Here is a 19,075-nt window from a genome sequence, read left to right as displayed (position 1 = left end):
GACCTCCCTGGCCGTGGCCAAGCTGTTGAAAGCCGTTGTCGACAAGGAACAGCCACAACTGGTGATCCTCGGCAAACAAGCCATCGACAGCGACAACAACCAGACCGGCCAGATGCTGGCAGCCCTGAGCGGTTACGCCCAAGGCACCTTCGCTTCGAAAGTCGAAGTGTCGGGCGACAAGGTTGCCGTGACCCGCGAAATCGACGGCGGCCTGCAGACCGTGTCGTTGAGCCTGCCGGCCATCGTCACCACCGACCTGCGTTTGAACGAGCCGCGTTATGCGTCCCTGCCGAACATCATGAAAGCCAAGAAGAAGCCGCTTGAAGTGCTGACTCCGGATGCTTTGGGCGTTTCCACCGCCTCCACCAACAAGACCCTGAAAGTCGAAGCGCCGGCTGCTCGCAGCGCCGGTATCAAGGTCAAGTCGGTGGCTGAACTGGTCGAGAAACTGAAAAACGAAGCGAAGGTAATCTGACTATGACTATCTTGGTAATCGCCGAACACGACAACAAGGTCGTGGCCCCGGCCACCCTGAACACCGTGGCGGCTGCCGCGAAAATCGGTGGCGATATTCACGTGCTGGTTGCAGGCCAGGGCGTTGGCGGCGTGGCTGAAGCTGCCGCGAAAATCGCTGGCGTGTCGAAAGTGCTGGTGGCCGACAACGCCGCCTACGCCCATCAACTGCCGGAAAACGTTGCTCCGCTGGTTGTCGAGTTGGGCAAGGGCTACAGCCACATCCTGGCTGCTGCCACTTCCAACGGCAAAAACATCCTGCCACGGGTTGCCGCGCAGTTGGACGTCGACCAGATCTCCGAGATCATCTCGGTGGAAAGCGCTGACACCTTCAAGCGTCCGATCTATGCCGGTAACGCCATTGCCACCGTGCAATCGAACGCCGCCGTCAAGGTCATCACCGTGCGTGCCACCGGTTTCGACCCGGTTGCCGCTGAAGGTGGCGCTGCTGCGGTTGAAGCGGTTGCCGCTGCTCACGATGCAGGCAAATCGTCGTTCGTTGGCGAAGAGCTGGCCAAGTCCGATCGTCCTGAACTGACCGCTGCCAAGATCGTCGTTTCCGGCGGCCGTGGCATGCAGAACGGTGACAACTTCAAGCACCTGTACGCCCTGGCCGACAAGCTCGGTGCCGCGGTGGGTGCTTCCCGTGCCGCGGTCGACGCCGGTTTCGTACCGAACGACATGCAGGTCGGCCAGACCGGCAAGATCGTCGCGCCACAGCTGTACATCGCCGTCGGTATCTCCGGCGCGATCCAGCATTTGGCCGGTATGAAGGACTCCAAGGTAATCGTCGCGATCAACAAGGACGAAGACGCTCCGATCTTCCAGGTGGCCGATTACGGCTTGGTGGCGGATCTGTTCGAAGCCGTTCCCGAGTTCGAGAAGCTGGTCTGATCCGGCGGCTTGGCTTATAAAAGAACCCGGCCGTCTGGCCGGGTTTTTTTTTGCGAAATGATTGGCTGAACGCCTTCTGCAGGATTGGAGATTGAGGTCATGGACAGGCTTCGCGCCGTTGCGCTGTCACTGCTGCTGGGCTTGGGCTTGCCCGTATTGTCCCCACAAGCCCTGGCGCTGGGCAAATGCGAGCGCCTGATCGTCACCGGCAGCCCGGACTCGCCGCCATACCTGTGGCGCGACCCGCAGGACCCGGTGCACCTGATCGGCGCCAGTGCCGATCTGCTGCGCCAGGTGGCGGGGGAGTTGGGGCTCAAGGTCGAAGTGCTTTACGGCGGCAAACGTGCCCAGGCCCAGGAAGAGGTGCGCAGTGGGCGTATGGATCTGCTGGTGGATGCGCCCATCGCCCTCGATGAGCTGGATTCGCTGGACTACATCCACCCGGCGCTGGTGCGCAACGACTTCCTGGTCTGGACCCGCAAGGATTCGCCGCTGCTCTACAGCAGCGCCGAGGACTTGCGCGGGCACACCGGGGCTATCTCGGAAAAGGCCCGGCTGACCCAGCCGTTCAGCACTTTCAGCAAGGAGCGCCTGACCCTCCAACGTACGCCGGCCTTGACCCCGGCTTTCCATAAGCTGCTGCTGGGCGAGGTCGACTACGTGCTGGCCGGGCGTTATGCCGGCATGGTCACGACCCAGGCCCTGGGCATGGCCAACGACCTCAAGGCCTATCCGCAACCGGTCGACCAGCCCGGTCTGTTTCTCGCCGTTTCCCACAACTCGGCCTGCAATGATCCCTGGTTGCGCGGACAGTTGGCGAAAAAGATGACAGAATTGCCCGCCTCCGGCCTGACCGAAGCCGCGCTGCAGCGCAATCTGGAGCGTTGGAAGGCGCAGTTGCAACCGGTCAGCGCCCCAAAACCCTAGGGATTTTTTTGTGAGTATTCGACCTCTATTTGCGGCCCTGGCCGTGCTGGCGCTGGTGGGCTGTGCCACCGACCCGGCGCCGAACGAGCAGATGCGCCTGACCGAGCGCGCCATCGCGCAGGCCCATGCCGTCGGGGCCAACGCCAACGATGTCCCTGAGCTGAAAATGGCCGAGGACAAGTTCCGCCGGGCCAAGGCCAATATGCTCGAGGATGCTTTCCGTGGTGCCCGGCGCAAGTCTGAACAGGCCGAGCTGGATGCACGCCTGGCCGAAGCCAAGGTCCTGACCGAGAAGAGCCAGGAGCAGGTCACGCTGCTCAACACCCGCATCACGCGTCTGCACAAGCAACTGGAGGCGGCTCAATGATCTATTCGAGCGCAAGGGTGGGCGGCCTGTTGTTGCTGGCCTGTGTCGGTTTGTACGGTTGCGCCGGCCAGAACGACAGCGAGGCGGCCTTGCAGGCGGCGTCGGCGAGTTTCCAGAAGGTCAAGGAAGACGCCAATGTGCTGCGTTACGCGCCCAAGGACGTGATCCGCGCCGGTGAATCCCTGTCCCGGGCCGAGCGCCTGTCCGGCTATCTGGGCAGCGCCGGTGACGTCGAGCACTACGCCTACCTGAGTGAGCGCTACGCCGACATTGCCCGAGAACACACCGAAACCGCGTTGAACCAGGAGCGGGCGGCCAAGCTGGAACTGGAGCGTCAGCGCCTGCAACTGGCGTTGCGCGAAAGCAAATTGCTCAGCGTGCAGCAGCAGGGCAAGTGGGTAGAAGAGCAGATCGCCAGCCTGACCAGTAACCAGAAGGATCGCGGCCTGGTGATGACCCTCGGCGATGTGCTGTTCGACACCGGTGAGGCGGAACTGAAGAACTCGGCCAACCGCACGGTGCTCAAACTGGTGCAGTTTCTCCAGCTCAACCCGCGGCGCGTTGTGCGTATCGAGGGTTATACCGACAGCACCGGCGATGCCGACGGCAACCTGAAACTGTCCCGCGAGCGCGCGCAGTCGGTGGCCGATATGCTGGTGGACCTGGGGATCGACGAGAAGCGCATCCAGGTTGAAGGTTATGGCGACCAGTACCCGGTGGATGTGAACGCCACCGAGCGTGGACGGGCGCAGAATCGTCGGGTCGAGATTGTCTTTTCCGATGAGAAAGGCCAGCTGGGCGCGGCGCGCTGACGGCGGGACGCTTCCCCCGAAAACCCGGCGTCCACAAAAACGCCGGGTTTTTTATTGTGCGCCAGGCATGGCGCGTTGCGCGCAAGCGCAACCCGCTTGGCTGTGGTGGCCTCGCTGGTGGCTTGGAGGCGAACGTCCTCTACACACCCGGCAAGGGGAAGTGTTAGCCAGAGGCAAGGGGCATTGGCTACTCAACCCTTGCATTCCTATTGCTCCGAGATGGCGTCTGAAGCAAGTCAGCCAGTTTCACGGCCGTCTTCGCCTCGTCGAGTGGCGTGTACACGATGAGTTTCATGTCTGGCTGATCGGAAACGACCAGGCTGGTGTATTCAAACGTCATGCGACCGCCCACCGGGTGCTTGATGCGCTTGTGTCCGGTAAAGGGCCGCTGCACGTCGTGCCTGGGCCACCAGTCTCGGAACTCGCGGCTGGCTTTCATCAGCGTGGCAATCAACCGCTCGAACTCGGGATCGCCGGCATAACGGGCACTGTCGGCACGGAACATGGCCAGCGCCGCCGGTGCGAGTTTGTCCCAATCGACCAGCAAACGACGGTGCGCCCCGTTGGCAAAGACGAGATGCATGATGTTGCGCTCGTCGCCTTGAAGCTTGCCATAGTCGCCAAACAGTACCTCGGCCGCACGGTTCCAGGCGAGCACGTCCCAGCGACGGCCCAATACATAGGCAGGTTGCCCCGTCAGGCTATCGAGCATCCGTCGCAACGGCTCCTCGACCCGTTCGGGACCTGTCAAGGCGGCCTCCGGCGGCGGCCGGTTGTTCAGGACGAAAAGATGCCTCCGTTCGGCGGGATCGAGCTTGAGCGCGTCGGCAAGTGCCGATAGCACTTCAACCGAGGGATGCACATCACGTCCCTGTTCGAGCCACGTATACCAAGTGGTTCCTACGCCCGCGAGCAATGCAACCTCTTCGCGCCGCAGCCCTGGTGTTCGCCGGCGGAATCCTTCAGCCAGCCCGACGTTGGCAGGCGTCAGCTTTTCGCGGCGGGAACGCAGGAAGGCTCCGAACTCGCGGCGACGAATTTCAGAGGTGGTCGGAAGATCGCTCATCTCCTCAGCATAGCAGTATCGATACCATGATAGGTCGGGAACTGTTTGTGGTATCGGGATCGGGGAACAATGCCAGCAACGCTATTAAGTTCAATAGAGGTTGGCAGCATGGAGCTAAAAGAAAAGACGATATTGATTACAGGATCTACCGATGGCGTCGGGCGTCGGGTTGCCCAACGACTCGCAAAGTCAGGTGCGACCGTATTGATCCATGGCCGCGACCGATTGCGGGCCGAGGGTCTGCTGACAGAGATCCGCAATTTAGGCGGCAGCGGAACTTTCTATCCGGCCGATTTTTCTTCGCGATCACAGGTGCGTGCACTGGCGGAAGCCATTCAACGTGACCATGGCCGTCTTGACGTACTTATCAACAATGCTGGAATCGGCGTTGGCGGTCCCGGTTCGTCGCGGGAGGTAAGTCGGGATGGCTACGAGTTGCGTTTTGCCGTGAACTATCTTTCCGGCTTCTTGCTAACGCGCCTTCTACTGCCGCTTTTGCAAAAGAGCCAACCCGCCAGAATCGTCAATGTTGCATCGGTGGGCCAGCAGTCCATCGATTTCGCCGACATCATGCTGACGAATGGCTACAGCGGTGCGCGAGCCTACTGCCAGAGCAAGCTCGCGCAGATCATGTTCACCTTCGATCTTGCCCGTGAACTGGACGGATCTGGGGTCGCGGCAAACAGCCTGCATCCGGCGACCTACATGGATACCGCCATGGTGCGAAAAGACGGTATCGCACCGATCAGCACCGTTGACGAAGGGGCCAATGCAATCCTCCATCTTGCTGTTGCCGGCGAGACGGAAGGAGTGAGCGGTCTGTATTTCGCTGGACTTCAGCCACGACGGGCCAACCCACAAGCCTATGACGCTGCCGCGCGTGAGCGCCTGCGGTCGATCAGTCTCGAACTTGTCGGCTTGCCGAAAGCCCATCCCGGCACATCAAGCGGCGCATAACGACTTCAGTCGCGCAACCGGTCTGACCCACCGTCGTCACGCATTTCATCTCTCAACCATTAGAAAAGGAAAAATCATGTCAATTCAACAACACACAGTCATCATCGGAGGATCGACCGGTATTGGTTTTGCGACCGCTCGCCAGCTTCTTGCCCTGGGCCACAAAGTCACGATCACAGGCCGTACCGAACAGCGATTGCAAGTGGCGAAGACTGAATTGGGCGGTGATCTTACCGTCCTCGTTCTTGATGCCGCTGACACGGGCAGCCTAGCCGATGCCTTCGCGGGCATCGGCGCATTCGATCACCTCGTACTGTCGCTTGGTAGCGGCAAAGGGGCCGGACCATTCGCATCTGTCAGCCTCGACGAAGTGCGGCAAGGTTTCGAGGAAAAGGTTTTCCCTCACTTTGCCACGGCACAGGCTGCGCTCCCCTCGTTGCGCAAGGACGGCAGTATCACCTTCATCTCGGCGGTGACCGCTCAGTCCGCCATGCCTGGGACAGCCGGGATCGGCGCAGCTAACGCAGCGGTTGCCGCACTGGTCCCTATCCTCGCCGCGGAGTTGCGTCCTCTGCGGGTCAATGGAGTTTCTCCTGGTGTGATCGACACGCCCTGGTGGGATTTCCTGACGGACGAGCAGAAGGCTCCCGTTTTTGCCGACTATGCCGCCAAGACGCCCGTCGGGCGCGTGGGGCAACCGCAAGACGTTGGGCAGGCCATCGCTTTCCTCATCTCCAATAGTTTCATCAGCGGGGACATCATCACTTGTGATGGTGGGTTGCGCTTGGGCAGCTAACGCATGCGGCCCGGACGCTAGCGTCGCGCTTCATCACGCTAGCACAGGGGCTGGCATTTCAGGTGCAGAGCAGGGGTCAGCAGTTCGCGCGGCGTACCCGGGGCAGTACGCCGCAATCGTAAGCGGTAATCAGATTTACCAGGACGAGCACCCGCGTTGGCAGAACACGTTCAATGGCTTGCAGACCGCAATGCAGATGCCCGTACAGTTTTACTTCTCTTGTCACTGTATTGTCGACTATTGTAGAAACTGTGCCAGTACACTTTTGAACTGTTCCGGTATCGTTGCTTCCAAGAATAAAAATGCCGTTGAAACCGAGTGCCGCTTCATGACCAACCTATTGCTCTACCAACGTATTGCGCAGCAGCTCGCCGAGGATATCCGGCGGGGCGTCTATCAGCCGGGTGAGCGGGTGCCGTCGGTGCGCAAGATGAGCTCGCAGCTCAATGTCAGCCACGCCACGGTGCTGCAGGCCTATGCCAACCTGGAAGACCAGGGGCTGATCCGCGCGCGTCCGCAATCGGGCTACTACGTCCACCAGACCCCGGCCCTGACCGCGCCCACGCCGGACATCGCCCGGGTCGAGCGACCAGGGCTGGTCACCCGCAGCAGCATCATTCAGCAGGTGCTGGTCGAGTCCCGTCGTGAAGGGGTGTTTCCCTTCGGTGCGGCGGTGCCGTCGGTGGATTACCTGCCGGTGCGCGCCCTGCACCAGCAATTGGCCAAGGTCACGCGCTTCCACAGTCCGCGGGCCTTCAGCTACATGTTCAGCCCCGGTTTCGAACCCTTGCGCCGACAGGTGGCGATTCGCATGCGCGATGCCGGGGTGGTGATCGACCCTTCGGAAGTGGTGATCACCCACGGTTGTGTGGACGCCCTGCAAATGTCGTTGCGGGTGCTGACCCGGCCGGGCGACCTGATCGCCGCCGAATCGCCGACCTATTACGGTCTGCTGCAACTGGCCGATCTGCTGGGCCTGAAAGTCATCGAGATTCCCAGCGACCCGTCCACCGGCATGAGCCTGGAGGCTCTGCAACTGGCGGCCAACCAATGGTCGATCAAGGCCCTGGTCTTGACCACTCGCCTGAGCAATCCGCTGGGTGGAACCATGCCGGAAGAGCGGCAGAAGCAACTGCTGCGCCTGGCCTCGGACTTCGATATCCAGATCGTCGAAGACGATATCTATGGCGAGCTGATGTTCGAAGTCGGCCGGACCAAGGCCCTCAAGGCCTATGACCGACTGGACCGGGTGATCTACTGCTCGAGCTTTTCCAAGACCCTGTCCCCCGGCGTGCGCATCGGCTGGATGATCGCCGGCAAGTTCCAGCAGGAAATCCAGCGCTTGCAGACCTTCAGTACCCACTCGGCGTGCAGCGTGACGCAGATGGCGGTGGCGGCCTACCTGGAGAACGGCGGCTATGATCGACACCTGCGTTATATCCGCCAGGAGTACCGGAAGAACCTGAGTGCCTTTCAATTGGCGGTTCAGCAGTTCTTCCCGGAAGGGACGCAGATGACCCGGCCCACCGGCGGCTTCATTCTGTGGGTCAGCCTGCCCGGACGGGTCAACACCCAGGAGTTGCATGTGCGGGCGCTGCAGCAGGGCATCAGTATCGCCCCGGGGTTGATCTTCAGTAACACCGAGCAATTCAACCACTGTATCCGGCTCAATTGCGGGATCCCCTGGAACCGCGAGGCCGAACGGGCATTGATGACCCTCGGCATGCTGGCCAGCCAGCTGTGCCAGGAGACCGCGGCGGGGCTTTTGTAACGGGATGGCTACAGGAATGGACGGCCCCGGATGATCGCCTGCTTGTCAGGAGGCGTTCAACAGGCGAGCATATGCGCCCTCTGTCGTCCACGTCGTAGAGCCTATGAAAGCGACTTTTTCCATTCGTTTGCTGTTGATGATCCTGCTGACAGGCATGGGCGCCGGGGGGGCTGTGACGGCGCAGGCCCAGGCCAGCAGCGTGCCCGCGACGACGGAGAAGCCGCTCGGGACCCCGGCCAGCAGCGTCAAGCTGGTGAAGAAAAAGCCGCTGCCGAGTAAACGGGCAACAACCCGGAAGGCGCCGCCGGGCAAGGCCAAGCGACGTGCACCGATTGCCGCCAAGGCCGTGCCGGCCAGTGACGCGCTGAACACCAAGCTGCCACCGGCCCAGCTGGATCTGAGTCTGCCCCAGGAGATGGTCAAGCGTCTTGAACCGCTGGGCGCAGTGCCGTTGTCGAAAAGTCGGCCGTTGTTACCGCAGCTATTCGAAAAAACGCCTGAACAGACACCTTTCCAGCTCAACGGGCGCTTGCTCAAGAATGAGATGGACCTGCAGCTGCGTAACGAAAACCGCAAGGAAGTCGACGGTGCGGCCCTGGATTTTGAATTCAAACAGTAAAACGGCCGCTCCCTGCACAACGCTTCGTCGGTGACTGCCCGGTCATGGGGCTTATCGGTGAAAAACAATTATGCGACCAATTTTAAACAGCCGTTTTAGCGGTTACTCTGTCTTCCACACACCGTTTCCCTTGTCAGGAGCTTGTCGTCATGAAGTGCCGTGAGGGCTGTGGCGCTTGTTGCATCGCCCCTTCCATCAGTACACCGATTCCGGGTATGCCCAACGGCAAGCCGGCGGGAGAACGTTGCGTGCAACTCTCGGTCGAAGGTCTGTGCGGCCTGTTTGGCAAGCCTGAACGGCCCTCTGTGTGCGGGGCTTTCCAGGCCGATCCCGAGGTATGCGGTAGCAGCAGTGAAGAGGCTATCCGCTTGATCGGCTGGTGGGAGCAAATGACAGCGGCTTAAGGTGTGTTCAATGACCGGAACTTCAACAATAAGGAATAAAACAATGAGTTCGCTGCATCGAATGGCTGTGGTTTGTGGTTTGACTGTCTTGTTGAGCGGTACTGCCTACGCGGAAAACTGGGAAACGGCCAAGGATCAGGACGGCATCAAGGTTTCCCTGAGTGAAGTGGCCAACTCCCAGTACAAGGCCTACCGTGGCGTGACCCTGATCAAGGCACCCGTGGCGAAGATCCAGGCGCTGCAGGAAGACGTGGTCGGCGCCTGTGCCTGGATTCACGAGTGCAAGTCGCAGAAGCTGCTGAAGAAGGACGGTGACCTGAGCTGGACCTACACCCAGTTCAAGGCACCGTTCCCGGTCACCGATCGTGACTCGATCTTGCAGATCACCACCACCAAGGGCGCTGACGGCAGCCTGACCCGCGCGCTCAAGGAAGTGCCGACCTACCTGCCGGAAGAGAAAGGTTATGTCCGTGTCGCCCAGGTCGAAGGCTTCTGGAAGCTGGTGCCCAAGGACGGCGGCATGACCGAAGTGACTTACCAGGTGCATACCGAGCCGGGCGGCAGCGTGCCATCGTGGCTGGCCAACAAGTTTGTGGTCGATGCGCCGTTCAATACCCTCAAGGCCCTGAAGGAACGCGCGGAGAAGTGAGGGGCTGAAACCTTGTCGAAACGTTCACTGACATTGTCGGAACGTTCGAGCCTGGCTTGCCGGCGAAGCTTTTAGCGGTCTTGAGGGCCTCTTCGCGGGCAAGCCCTGCTCCTACAAGGTTATGCAGTGTTTTCCAGGGCTTGTGCGGCTCAAAGCAGGTTGAACGATCTCCCGTGCCCCACAGTCCAGATGTTATAAGCCCATCCATGGGCTTTACCGAGGAGGCACCGATGAGCAAGTGGGCAGTTACCTTCGTCGACGATCATGGCGTGCAGGACACCGAACAGTTCGAATGCGCCAGCCAACCGGACCTGGAACAGGCCGCGCGATTGATTCGCGCCAAGCTGTTGCCGGTTCCTGCCACACTGGACCTCAATGACCTGGAAGGCCGTGCCCCGGACCCGACAGTCAAAAGCCTGAAGGATCAGAACAGCATCGAGATCCTCAGTATCACGCCTTTACCCTGACCGCGTTTTTTCCTCTGCATTCCCTCTGGCAGAGGCGATGTCATCGCGCTACTCTGCAAGGGAGATCAGCGAATGATTCGCTATAGGTCTGGTCTTGTCAGCTACATGCTTGTTTCCCGTTTGTCGTATCGCCAGCGCCGTTCGGTGCCTGGTTCGGGAGTACGGAAAGTCTATCCAACGCTTGCTGAGGAGGACGTTTCATGAGCACAGCCTATCAAGAAGACATCAGCAGCAACGTGCTGCGCCGCATGAAAGAAGGCGGTTTTGATTTCGCACGCATCCATCCCATCGAGTTCTATGCCGTTTTCCCGGACGAGGAGCGGGCGCGCAGGGCGGCAGGCAAGTTTCGCGGTGAATCCTTGAATGCCCAGGTCAGTGTCCGCGACGACGGCGCCTGGTACTTGGAACTGAGCAAGGTGATGTACGCCACCTATGGCGGTATCGGTGACTTCGAGCAGAACTTCGGGGCGGTGGTCGAGCCCCTGGGCGGTACGATCGAAGGGTGGGGCGTCAAGCACCCGGTGCGGGCACTCAATTGAGTGCACTTCTTCTTTCAACCAGCAACGGCTGACCCAAGGGTTGGCCGTTTTTGTTTATCACGCACAAAAAAGGACCGCCCGCGCAGGCGGACAAACTCTGACTATGCTGGTGGATAGGCAAAGCCTGCTTCGCAATGAGGCGCTGCTGATTACATTGGGGCGTTTACTGCACAGTGATGGTGCGGCGCAAGTTGGATGATTATCCAACCTGTTGATATTAAAGCGTTTATGCCGATGGCACGGGCCTTGCGAAGGCTCTTGTGACCGGGTGACAAGGAGCACGGCATGATCCGCACCTATTTTGACGAGATGTACGATGCCGGCGGACAGGTCCGCCCGCATTACCGGGAATTTGCTCGTTGGCTGGCCGACACTCCCGAGGAGTTGTTGGCACAACGGCGACGTGAGGCCGATCTGCTGTTTCATCGCGCCGGGATTACTTTCACCCTCTATGGAGACGAGCAAGGCACTGAACGGCTGATTCCGTTCGACACCATTCCCCGCAGCATTCCCGCCAGTGAATGGCGTGTCGTGGAACGCGGCTGCATCCAGCGGGTCAAGGCGCTGAACATGTTTCTCGCCGACCTCTACCACGAACAACGAATCATCAAGGCCGGGATCATCCCCGCCGAACAGGTCCTGGCCAACGAGCAGTACCAGCTGGCCATGCAGGGCCTGAACCTGCACCGCGATATCTACTCGCATATTTCCGGGGTCGACCTGGTCCGTGATGGCGACGGCAGCTACTACGTTCTCGAAGACAACCTGCGCACTCCCAGCGGCGTGAGCTACATGCTCGAAGACCGCAAGATGATGATGCGCCTGTTCCCCGAGCTGTTCGCCGCCCAACGCATCGCGCCCATCGACCATTACCCCAACCTGTTGCTCGACACACTGAAAAGCTCCAGTCCCCTGGACAACCCGAGCGTGGTGGTACTGACGCCCGGGCGCTTCAACAGTGCGTTCTTCGAGCACGCGTTCCTGGCCCGGGAAATGGGCGTGGAACTGGTGGAGGGGGCCGACCTGTTCGTGCGTGACGACAAGGTCTTCATGCGTACCACCGACGGCCCGAAACAGGTGGATGTGATTTATCGCCGCCTCGACGACGCCTTCCTCGATCCGCTGGCCTTCAACCCCGATTCGATGCTCGGTGTGCCCGGCCTGCTGTCGTCCTACCGGTCCGGCAATGTGGTGCTGGCCAATGCCATCGGCACCGGGGTAGCGGACGACAAGTCGGTATACCCATTCGTCACCGATATGATCCGTTTCTACCTGGACGAAGAGCCGATTCTGAAGAACGTGCCGACCTGGCAATGTCGCAAGCCCGAGGAACTCTCCCACGTGCTGGCGCATCTACCTGAATTGGTGGTCAAGGAAACCCAGGGCTCGGGCGGCTACGGCATGCTGGTGGGGCCGGCGGCGAGCGCCGCGGAAATCGAGAATTTCCGTGCCCGGCTCAAGGCCAAGCCCCATGCCTATATCGCCCAGCCGACGTTGTCCTTGTCGACCTGCCCGACCTTTGTCGAGAGCGGCATTGCCCCGCGCCATATCGATCTGCGTCCATTTGTCCTCTCCGGTCGCGAGACCCGCGTGGTGCCGGGCGGGCTGACCCGCGTCGCACTGCGCGAAGGCTCCCTGGTGGTGAACTCGTCCCAGGGCGGCGGCACCAAGGACACTTGGGTGGTCGAGGATTAAGGAAGCCTGACATGCTAAGTAGAACTGCCTCGGATTTGTATTGGATGTCGCGTTATCTGGAGCGCGTGGAAAACCTCGCGCGGATGCTCGACGTGAGTTATTCGTTGTCGTTGATGCCGCAGGACGGTCGGGGTGACGGCCTGCACGAAATGGCCATGCCGTTGCTGATCACCGGCACCCTGGACGACTATCTGGAGCGCCATGGCGAGCTGCATGCCGACCGGCTGCTGCACTTCTTCGCCCTGGACGCGGCCAACCCGGCGAGCATCTTCAGCTGCCTGCGGGCGGCACGGGCCAGTGCCCATGCGGTACGTGGGCGGATTACCGCGGACATGTGGGAAAACATCAACGCCACCTGGCTGGAGATTCGCGGCATTGCCGACCAGGGCCTGGGGCGTTATGGCATGAGTCGTTTCTGCGAGTGGATCAAGGAACGTTCCCACCTGTTCCGTGGGGCGTCCTACGGCACCATCATGCGTAACGATGCCTTCCGTTTCATTCGCCTGGGTACCTTTATCGAACGGGCCGACAACACCCTGCGCCTGCTGGATGCCCGCTATGACATGGCCGGCGACCAGGCTGACGCGGTCAGCGACGGCACGGCCCACGCCTATTACCAGTGGAGTGCGTTGCTGCGGGCCTTGTCGTCGTTCGAGGCCTACACTGAGATCTACCGTGACGCCCCGGGCGCGCGGCAGGTCGCCGAACTGCTGTTGTTGCGTGCCGATGTGCCGCGCTCATTGCGCGCCTGCACCGAAGAAATCGACCAGATCCTCGCCAGCCTGCCGGGCATCAACGGCCGGCCGGCCCAGCGCCTGGCCGCCGAGATGGACGCGCGACTGCGCTACACCGGTATCGATGAAATCCTCGATGAAGGCCTGCACACCTGGCTGATCGAGTTCATTCCCCTGGTTGCCGAACTGGGCAACGCCATCCACAGTTCCTACCTGGAGGCTGCATGAGACTTTCCATTAGCCACGAGACCACCTATCACTACGAGGATCAGGTTCGGGCGAGCATCCAGTATTTGCGTCTGACCCCCCACGACAGCGAGCGCCAGCACGTGCTCAGCTGGCAACTGACCCTGCCGCGTCCGGTGCGGGCGCAGCTCGATCCGTTCGGCAATATCCTCCACGTGCTGACCCTCGACGAGCCCCATGAAGCCATTATCATCGGCGCCCGGGGCCAGGTGGATATCGACGAGCAGCGCGAGGCCGAACACGAGAGCCAGTCGGCCTTGCCGTTCTTGCGCATGACCCGCCTGACCGAGCCTGACGATGCCCTGCGCGGCTTCGCCGACAAGCAATGCCGCAAGCGGCGTGATCGCAGCGCGCTGATCGACCTGATGCAGGCGCTGAACCAGCACATGACCTACACGCCGGGTGCCACTGAAGTCGACACCAGTGCCGCCCAGGCCTTTGCCCGGCGCGCCGGGGTGTGCCAGGACCATACCCACGCGTTCCTGGCGTGCGCACGCAGCCTGGGGATTCCGGCGCGGTATGTGTCGGGGTATCTGTACAGCGAGAACAGCGAGCACCTGGCCAGTCACGCCTGGGCCGAAGCCTGGCTGGACGACGCCTGGTACAGCTTCGATGTGACCAATCAGTTGTCCCGGCCCGAGCGCCATCTGAAACTGGCGGTGGGCCTGGACTACCTTGATGCCTGTCCGGTCCGTGGCATGCGCCGGGGCGGCGGCTGTGAGCAGATGCACGCCAAGGTGCTGGTGTCACCGACGCCGGTGTTGCCGGTCCTGTCGGTGCAGCAGCAATAACGTCTTAGAGCGGCTGTTTGCGCTTGGCCATATGTTTCAGGTACGCCACCAGTTGGTCCAGTTCGCCGTCCGGCAGCACCGCCGGGGCGAACGCGGGCATCTTCGCCTGCGGCCAGTGCCGCAGGCTCTGCGGGTCGCGGATATAGCGCTTGAGGTAGCCCGCGGCGAAATATTCGGTGGGGTTGTAGGGCACGTTCAGGTCCGGTCCGACCTGTGCGTCTCCGGCACCGTTGAGTCGATGGCAGGCCATGCAGTTTTTCTGGAACAGGGCAAAGCCCTTGTTCACCGGATCATTGGCCGCCAGCTTCGGGTCCGGACGCAGGGCCGGGAAACGTTCGGCCACCGGGGCCAGGCGTTGGATACTGGCCATCTGGTAGGGCCATTGCTCGGGACTGATATGGCCGGCCTGCGGGTCTGTCCAGACCAGGTAAAACGGCCCGGCACTCGGTTTGCCGTCAGCCAGTGGCGGCCATGGCTGAGCCGGATCCTCCACCGCCAGCCAGGCTTGGGCGCCTTGGCGGTTCAACAGTGGGGCGGCGCCCATCTCGGCGGCAAAACCATCCAGCGCCACCGCCTGTAGATGATCGTCGGCCTTGATGCCTTGCAGCAATGTTGCCATTGGCACGGCGCGATAGGTCATATCGCGCTTGTAGGAGACATCATCCTTGACGGTGATGGTCTGGGCCTGGCCCAGCAGTTCCTCGGTTTGCCAGGTCCGGCTGCCGGTGCCTTGGGGCAGTTCCAGTTGCGCGGCGTAAAGGGCAGGGCAGAACAGCAGGGAGGTGAGCAGTATCAGCGGTTTCATTCGGCAGGAGGACCTGATGGTGCGGCCTCGTCGGCCGTGTTGTCGTCGTTTTCGAAGACCCAGCTCGGGGTGTCTTCGACATGGTCGAAGATCGCGTCGCGCAATTCTTCGTAATTACCGCCGTTGACGATGCCGAGGTAGCCATGCTTGATCAGCGTGTCTTCGGCATCGAGGGCGTGCTGGTTGGTGTCGCTATAGATGACCACCGTGGCGCTGGGATCGAACACCACCTGGCGCAATTGGTAGGCCAGGCCCTCGGCATTGTTACCGGTGCCGTCCTCCAGGGTCAGGTCGACTTGCAGCGAGTTGTGCACATTGCCGGCGGCGAAATCGGCGTTATTACGCAGATCGAGAATCAGCGCACCGTCGCGGATTTCGTCCACCGCGCGATTCACATCGATAATGCCGGCCTGGGCGGAAAAGCTGATGAGCAGCGCGGTAATGATGATCCAGTAGCGCATGAGTCACCCTCCATCGAGTCATGGCTCAAGATTGGCACACAAAACCGCACTTCGGTAGTGAACCCGTAAGGGTCGGTGCGGGGTTGCCGGGAAACACGCCACAGAGCGTCTAGCCGATCACTTTGGTGAGGTTCGGCAGGATCAATAGTAAGGTGGTGGCGATGACGATGAGACCGGCTTGACGGATTTTCGAATGTTTGAACATGGCGGACTGCCTTTTGTTGTTATTCCTGACGACGACTACTGACAACAATGCTAAAGCTGACGTAGACGATGCCTCGGCAAAACCCGACGGCCATCGCTACAGGCTTAACCTTAGAGCCCGCGTCACACTTGGCTTAGAACCATTTCGTATCATTAGATCAGGAAGTCTTTTTAAAAAGGCATGAGGCATATCGCCAGCCGGCTAGCGGGCCTTTTGCTAGACACGTGCAAGGGTGAAAAGCGACTGTCCCTTAGCAGACTACCGTTCGTCCGAGTGTGAGGGGCACGGCCGTTCGGCCTCCCTTTCGTCGGTTTGCCGGCAAGCTGAACCGGAGCTTGCGAGCGCGCGTTCTGTGCTTGCCTTGAAAGCAGGTTTCAAGGCAGGCTCGGGTTTCATTCTTTATCTTTTTGTGTCAGGTATTTTTATGTCGTTACGCATCTGCATTCTGGAAACCGATGTCCTGCGCCCGGAACTGGTCGATCAATATCAGGGCTACGGGCAGATGTTCGAGCGCCTGTTCTCCCGGCAACCGATCGCGGCCGAGTTCAGCATTTACAATGTGATGCAGGGCAACTACCCGAGTGACGAGCTGAGTTTCGACGCGTACCTGGTGACCGGCAGCAAGGCCGATTCCTTCGGCAGCGATCCGTGGATCCAGACCCTCAAGGTTTACCTGCTCAACCGCTACGAGCGTGGTGACAAGCTGCTGGGCATCTGCTTCGGTCATCAATTGCTGGCGCTGCTGCTGGGCGGCAAGACCGAGCGGGCGACCCAGGGCTGGGGCGTGGGCATCCATCAATACAAGATGGCCGCCAAGGCGCCGTGGATGAGCCCGGTGCGCGAAGAGCTGACCTTGTTGATCAGCCACCAGGACCAGGTCACCGCACTGCCGGAAAATGCCACGGTGATTGCCTCCAGCGATTTCTGCCCGTTTGCCGCGTACCACATCAACGACCAGGTGCTGTGCTTCCAGGGGCATCCGGAATTTATCCACGACTACTCCCGGGCGCTGCTGGAGATCCGCCAGGAGTTTCTTGGCCAGCAGATCTACTCCAACGGCGTGGCGAGCCTGGTGCACGAGCACCATGGCACCACTGTTGCGGAATGGATGATGCGTTTTGTGGCGCATAAGCCAGAGGCGGCATCGGCCTGAACTGGTGAGGGTGTCGATGGGGGCCTTCAGGGGCCTGGGCGGCCCCATCACCGGCGTTGAGTTATAGCCAGCCGGATCTCTTGAAGCTGGCCCATAACGTCACGCAGCCTACCGAGATGAACCCCAGGACGGCAAAGTAGCCGTAATGCCAACTCAGCTCCGGCATATTCTGGAAGTTCATCCCGTAGATCCCGGCCACTGCCGTCGGAAACGCCAGGATCGCCGCCCAGGCGGCGAACTTGCGCTGCACCACGCTCTGGCGCGCCGCCTCCAGTAGCACGCCGATCTCGATGGTCTGGCTGGCGATATCGCGCAGCGTCGCCAGGTCTTCCATCTGGCGGGTGACATGGATCTGCACGTCACGGAAATACGGGCGCATGTTCTTGTCGATGAACGGGAAGTCCAGGCGCGACACCTCCTCGCTGATCTCCACCATCGGCGCGACGTAGCGGCGCAGGCGCAGCACGTCCCGGCGCAGATGATGGATGCGCTGGATATCGCCTTCGTTCAGGGCGCTGCCGAGCACATTCTTTTCCAGCTCGTCGATCTCGGCGTGGATGGCTTCGCTGACGGGCTGATAGCTCTCGGTCACGAAGTCGAGCAGGGCATACAGCACAAAGTCCTCGCCGTGCTCCAGCAGCAGCGGCCGTGCTTCGCAGCGTTGCCGGACGTGGGCGTAGGATTTGGAGTGGCCGTTGCGGCAAGTGATGATGTAGCCGTTGCCGGCAAAGATATGGGTTTCGATGAACTCCAGCTTGCCTTCATGGCGCACCGGCGAATAGGTGACGATAAACAGTGCATCGCCGAAGCTTTCAAGCTTGGGCCGGCTGTGTTTTTCCAGGGCGTCTTCAATGGCCAGTTCGTGGAGATTGAACTGCTTTTGCAGGTTGGCCAGTTCCTGGGCGTTGGGCTCTTCGAGGCCGATCCAGACAAAGTGGTCGGGCTTGGCCGCCCAGGCACTGCCTTCATCGAGTGTGATATCCCGGACTTTCCTGCCGGCACTGTAAACCGCCGAGGCAACGACTCTACCCATAGTGCTGATCACTTCTTCTTTTTTGAGGGAGGGGCGGGGTGCAGCTTATCCCGCCGTGCCTGATCAGAGTCAGCAAACGCGTGGGAGTTCGGGGAAAAGTTGTCGATCCATGGCTTCGATGCAGGTGCGCATCTGCTCCCGGCATTCGGCGATCAGCATGGGCATATCGTCCAGCGTCAGCCCGGCGGTGGGAATCGCCGGCAGCGAGCGGATCAGGATCTTGCCGCTGCGCCAGCGGTTCAGGCGCATGTGCTTGATATAGCTGCTGACACACACCGGCACGATTGGCACACCGGCGGCAATGGCCATCTGGAACGCGCCTTTCTTGAACGGCAGCAGTTCTTCGCCCAGGTTGCGCGTGCCTTCCGGGAAGACCCAGATCGAGGTGTCCTTGTGCTGCAAGGTTTCGGTGGTGGTCAGCATGGAACGCCGGGCTTTGTGGGCGTTGCCGCGGTCGATCAGTACATTGCCGGCCAGCCAGAACAGCTGGCCGAACAGGGGGACCCACTTCAGGCTTTTCTTGCCGATGCACACGGTGCGGCGGGGGACCACATTGCCGAAGACGAACAGGTCATAGTTGGATTGATGGTTGGCGACGATCACACAGCTTTGCGGCTGGTTCAGCAATGCACCGACCTCGGCTTTCACCCGCAGGCGCAGGATGCACATCGCAGGCAACGCATAGAGGCGGGCACACAGCCGGCTGTTGTCCGGATTGAAGGGGCGACATAGCCCGAGCAACACACCGAGCACCCCGGCCAACACAAAATGCAGTCCCATCAACAACATACGCAGCAAAAACAACATCTACAGGTTCCGCCCGGACAAAAGGTGGCGCAGTGTACGGATGTGCACTGTTTTCGGCAATTGCCGTCTGTAGCCGGGAGATGGCGATGTTTTAGCGCATGTTTCCGCTTGCTGGCGACAGGTGCGGGCTAGAGCGGTTGCGAGGTTGTGCCTTGCAAAACGGGGAGTCGCTCCAGAGATACCTCGCCCGAACACACATGCTGGATACGACCACAATCCTGTAGGAGCAGGGCTTGCCCGCGAAGCTTTTGGCGGCCTTGAAGGCCTCTTCGCTGGCAAGCCAGGCTCCTACAGTTGGTCGTCATACACAAACTCTGCATACACCAAAAATCTGTAGGAGCAGAGCTTGCTCGCGAAGCTTTTG

At 60.7% G+C, this 19,075-nt stretch carries 22 protein-coding genes; 17 read left to right on the top strand and 5 right to left on the bottom strand.

Going from position 1 to position 19,075, the window contains the following annotated elements:
- From HX830_RS18085 to HX830_RS18065, 5 genes are all read left to right on the top strand, one after another.
- Nucleotides 1–475: electron transfer flavoprotein subunit beta/FixA family protein (locus HX830_RS18085; RefSeq protein WP_177101644.1), on the top strand; the 475-nt coding region annotated here is incomplete at its 5' end.
- 2 nt (nt 476–477) lie between these two features.
- Nucleotides 478–1,407 carry an electron transfer flavoprotein subunit alpha/FixB family protein gene (locus HX830_RS18080; protein ID WP_177101642.1) on the top strand — a complete coding sequence of 310 codons (930 nt, stop codon included), beginning with the start codon at nt 478–480 and terminating at the stop codon, nt 1,405–1,407.
- 99 nt (nt 1,408–1,506) lie between these two features.
- Complete coding sequence (locus HX830_RS18075; RefSeq protein ID WP_177101640.1) at nt 1,507–2,334, top strand: substrate-binding periplasmic protein; 828 nt, start codon at nt 1,507–1,509, stop codon at nt 2,332–2,334.
- Between the two features lie 10 nt (nt 2,335–2,344).
- Complete coding sequence (locus HX830_RS18070) at nt 2,345–2,701, top strand: DUF4398 domain-containing protein (RefSeq protein WP_177101638.1); 357 nt, start codon at nt 2,345–2,347, stop codon at nt 2,699–2,701.
- Complete coding sequence (locus HX830_RS18065; protein WP_103499496.1) at nt 2,698–3,513, top strand: OmpA family protein; 816 nt, start codon at nt 2,698–2,700, stop codon at nt 3,511–3,513. Before HX830_RS18070 ends, HX830_RS18065 begins: the two co-directional genes overlap by 4 nt.
- A 187-nt stretch (nt 3,514–3,700) precedes the next feature.
- Here HX830_RS18065 and HX830_RS18060 read toward each other — a convergent pair whose 3' ends face one another.
- Nucleotides 3,701–4,579, bottom strand: coding sequence for a helix-turn-helix transcriptional regulator (locus tag HX830_RS18060; RefSeq protein ID WP_103499495.1), 879 nt, complete (start codon nt 4,577–4,579; stop codon nt 3,701–3,703).
- A gap of 108 nt (nt 4,580–4,687) precedes the next feature.
- Here HX830_RS18060 and HX830_RS18055 point away from each other — a divergent pair, with 108 nt between their 5' ends.
- From HX830_RS18055 to HX830_RS18005, 11 genes are all read left to right on the top strand, one after another.
- Nucleotides 4,688–5,536, top strand: a complete 849-nt coding sequence (locus tag HX830_RS18055; RefSeq protein WP_177101636.1) for an SDR family NAD(P)-dependent oxidoreductase — start codon at nt 4,688–4,690, stop codon at nt 5,534–5,536.
- Between the two features lie 76 nt (nt 5,537–5,612).
- Nucleotides 5,613–6,332, top strand: coding sequence for an SDR family oxidoreductase (locus HX830_RS18050; protein ID WP_103499493.1), 720 nt, complete (start codon nt 5,613–5,615; stop codon nt 6,330–6,332).
- Nucleotides 6,333–6,660: 328 nt separating this feature from the next.
- The gene (locus HX830_RS18045) at nt 6,661–8,103 is read left to right on the top strand and encodes an aminotransferase-like domain-containing protein (RefSeq protein ID WP_100940706.1); all 1,443 of its coding nucleotides are present in this window, start codon (nt 6,661–6,663) and stop codon (nt 8,101–8,103) included.
- A 103-nt stretch (nt 8,104–8,206) separates the two neighbouring features.
- Nucleotides 8,207–8,722 carry a hypothetical protein gene (locus tag HX830_RS18040; RefSeq protein ID WP_177101634.1) on the top strand — a complete coding sequence of 172 codons (516 nt, stop codon included), beginning with the start codon at nt 8,207–8,209 and terminating at the stop codon, nt 8,720–8,722.
- 149 nt (nt 8,723–8,871) lie between these two features.
- The gene (locus tag HX830_RS18035; protein ID WP_103499491.1) at nt 8,872–9,126 is read left to right on the top strand and encodes a YkgJ family cysteine cluster protein; all 255 of its coding nucleotides are present in this window, start codon (nt 8,872–8,874) and stop codon (nt 9,124–9,126) included.
- A 43-nt stretch (nt 9,127–9,169) separates the two neighbouring features.
- On the top strand, nt 9,170–9,775 hold the full coding sequence (locus tag HX830_RS18030; RefSeq protein WP_152737086.1) for an START domain-containing protein: 606 nt from the start codon (nt 9,170–9,172) through the stop codon (nt 9,773–9,775).
- Between the two features lie 230 nt (nt 9,776–10,005).
- The gene (locus tag HX830_RS18025; RefSeq protein WP_247263424.1) at nt 10,006–10,242 is read left to right on the top strand and encodes a hypothetical protein; all 237 of its coding nucleotides are present in this window, start codon (nt 10,006–10,008) and stop codon (nt 10,240–10,242) included.
- Between the two features lie 200 nt (nt 10,243–10,442).
- The gene (locus HX830_RS18020; RefSeq protein WP_100940701.1) at nt 10,443–10,781 is read left to right on the top strand and encodes a ribonuclease E inhibitor RraB; all 339 of its coding nucleotides are present in this window, start codon (nt 10,443–10,445) and stop codon (nt 10,779–10,781) included.
- 285 nt (nt 10,782–11,066) lie between these two features.
- Nucleotides 11,067–12,476 (top strand): circularly permuted type 2 ATP-grasp protein, encoded by a 1,410-nt coding sequence (locus HX830_RS18015; RefSeq protein ID WP_103499488.1) that lies wholly within the window; start codon nt 11,067–11,069, stop codon nt 12,474–12,476.
- Between the two features lie 11 nt (nt 12,477–12,487).
- The gene (locus HX830_RS18010; protein WP_100940699.1) at nt 12,488–13,438 is read left to right on the top strand and encodes an alpha-E domain-containing protein; all 951 of its coding nucleotides are present in this window, start codon (nt 12,488–12,490) and stop codon (nt 13,436–13,438) included.
- Nucleotides 13,435–14,247 carry a transglutaminase family protein gene (locus tag HX830_RS18005; protein ID WP_103499487.1) on the top strand — a complete coding sequence of 271 codons (813 nt, stop codon included), beginning with the start codon at nt 13,435–13,437 and terminating at the stop codon, nt 14,245–14,247. Before HX830_RS18010 ends, HX830_RS18005 begins: the two co-directional genes overlap by 4 nt.
- 4 nt (nt 14,248–14,251) lie before the next feature.
- Here HX830_RS18005 and HX830_RS18000 read toward each other — a convergent pair whose 3' ends face one another.
- Nucleotides 14,252–15,052 carry a cytochrome c gene (locus tag HX830_RS18000; RefSeq protein WP_177101633.1) on the bottom strand — a complete coding sequence of 267 codons (801 nt, stop codon included), beginning with the start codon at nt 15,050–15,052 and terminating at the stop codon, nt 14,252–14,254.
- Nucleotides 15,049–15,513, bottom strand: coding sequence for a rhodanese-like domain-containing protein (locus HX830_RS17995; RefSeq protein ID WP_177101631.1), 465 nt, complete (start codon nt 15,511–15,513; stop codon nt 15,049–15,051). The genes HX830_RS18000 and HX830_RS17995 overlap by 4 nt, the downstream gene beginning before the upstream one ends.
- A gap of 629 nt (nt 15,514–16,142) precedes the next feature.
- Here HX830_RS17995 and HX830_RS17990 point away from each other — a divergent pair.
- The gene (locus tag HX830_RS17990; protein ID WP_177101629.1) at nt 16,143–16,871 is read left to right on the top strand and encodes an amidotransferase; all 729 of its coding nucleotides are present in this window, start codon (nt 16,143–16,145) and stop codon (nt 16,869–16,871) included.
- A 61-nt stretch (nt 16,872–16,932) separates the two neighbouring features.
- Here the strand turns inward: HX830_RS17990 and HX830_RS17985 are convergent, their stop codons facing one another.
- Nucleotides 16,933–17,904 carry a magnesium and cobalt transport protein CorA gene (locus HX830_RS17985; protein WP_103499483.1) on the bottom strand — a complete coding sequence of 324 codons (972 nt, stop codon included), beginning with the start codon at nt 17,902–17,904 and terminating at the stop codon, nt 16,933–16,935.
- A gap of 69 nt (nt 17,905–17,973) precedes the next feature.
- Nucleotides 17,974–18,711, bottom strand: a complete 738-nt coding sequence (locus tag HX830_RS17980; RefSeq protein ID WP_152737084.1) for a lysophospholipid acyltransferase family protein — start codon at nt 18,709–18,711, stop codon at nt 17,974–17,976.
- Nucleotides 18,712–19,075: the final 364 nt, after the last annotated feature.

The sequence above is a fragment of the Pseudomonas gingeri genome (genome assembly GCF_013385425.1).
Lineage (GTDB): Bacteria > Pseudomonadota > Gammaproteobacteria > Pseudomonadales > Pseudomonadaceae > Aquipseudomonas > Aquipseudomonas gingeri_D.
The sequence above is the reverse complement of the archived record's forward strand: the minus strand, read 5'-3'. Positions and strand labels throughout refer to the sequence as shown.